The 1,524-nt window shown below is 67.3% G+C and carries 1 protein-coding gene; it reads right to left on the reverse strand.

Features of this window, described 5'->3' with window-relative positions; translation table 11 throughout:
* Positions 1–36: 36 nt before the first annotated feature.
* Positions 37–1,119: a S1 family peptidase gene (locus FNH08_RS49975; protein WP_152778642.1), complete on the reverse strand. Its 1,083-nt coding sequence runs from the start codon at positions 1,117–1,119 to the stop codon at positions 37–39.
* Between the last annotated feature and the right edge of the window lie 405 nt (positions 1,120–1,524).

The following is a 1,524-nucleotide window of genomic DNA, read 5'->3' on the forward strand; positions in this document are numbered from 1 at the left end:
GCGGCCTGCGGGTCCGGTTCGAACCGCGTGAGGGCGTCAGCCGATCTCGGTACCGGTCGCCGAGAGCGCCTCAGTGACCGGCTGGAAGAACGTCTCACCACCGGAGGTGCAGTCACCGCTACCACCGGACGTGAGGCCGACAGCCTTGTCACCCGAGAAGAGCGAGCCGCCACTGTCGCCGGGCTCGGCGCAGACGTCGGTCTGGATGAGCCCGTTGACGATGTCACCGCTGCCGTAGTTCACGGTGGCGTCCAGCCCGGTGACCGACCCATCGTGCACCTGGGTCGTCGAACCGCTGCGGGTGACCTTCATCCCGACGGTGGCCTCGGCCGCACCCGTGATCTCCTGGGCGGAGCCGTCGTAGAGGTTGACCTCGCTCGGGTGGTCGACGTCGGCCGTGTACTTGACCAGGCCGTAGTCGTTGTCCGGGAAGCTGGAGTCCTCGTTGGTCCCGATCTCGTTGCCGCTCGAGTCCGACCAGGTGGAGATCGACTCGGTGCAGTGACCCGCGGTCAGGAAGAACGGCTCGCCGCCCTTGACCACGTTGAAGCCGAGCGAGCAGCGGCCACCGCCACCGCTGATGGCGTCGCCGCCCGCGATGAAGGGCTTGAACTCCCCCTTGGTGCGCTTCAGTTCGGCCTTCGCGCCGAGACCGTCGACCACCTTGGTGAGCTTGGACCACTCGGCCTTGGAGACCGTGCGGTCCGCGGTGACGACGACTCTGTTGGTCTTCGGGTCGGTCGCCCACGACGTGCCGGGGATGGTGGCGTCCTTCTTGAGCGTCGTACGGGCGCTCTTCAGCTCGGCGAGGGAGTTCTCGACGACGCGTGCCTTGGCTCCGGCCGACTCGACGGCCTGGGCCGCCGCCTTGTCGAGCACGTTCACCACGAGGTTCTTGGCCTTCGCGTCGTAATACGTTCCCGCCGCGTCACTGCCGAGGTCATTGGCCAGCGTCGAGGCGAGGTTTCCGGCCGCGGAGACCGAGAGGGTCTTGAGGTCGGTGGTCTTCGCGGTCTCGCTCGCGTTCGCAGTCTGGAAGGTGACGCCGGCGGCCACCAGTGCGGCGATGCCCGCACCTGCCACAGCGGCACGCCGCCTGGGTATGCGTCGGTGCTTCAACTCACGTCCTCCTGTGGGGGGTTGGTTCCGGAAGTTGTGGGGACCCCGGAACCGGGAAGGTAGGCACGGATCTGCTGCCCGAAAAGAGCGCGTCCATGCCAACGGACGACGACCACTATTCCCAGGCCCCCAGGGAGCACACAAGGCCGACTTCAGGACGCGCGTGGATCAACCGACGTGCGCCCCTTGCAGCTTGACGCGCGTAAACCTGCCATGGCCACGCCAGGTAGGTCCCCACTGCAAACGCAACAATCGAGGGTTATCCCTGTGCGGTCGGCGAGGTCTAGTCCTGTCCGGATTTCGCCCTCTCGGGGTCCGACTCCAGCCGGTCCGCAAGGGGCGGAAGTTGCTCCTGCACCGGTTGCTCACGAACCTCCGGCCCACCAGCCGACCCCACAGCCGCCC

Source organism: Streptomyces spongiae (genome assembly GCF_009377185.1).
In the GTDB taxonomy this organism is placed as follows: Bacteria; Actinomycetota; Actinomycetes; order Streptomycetales; family Streptomycetaceae; genus Streptomyces; species Streptomyces spongiae.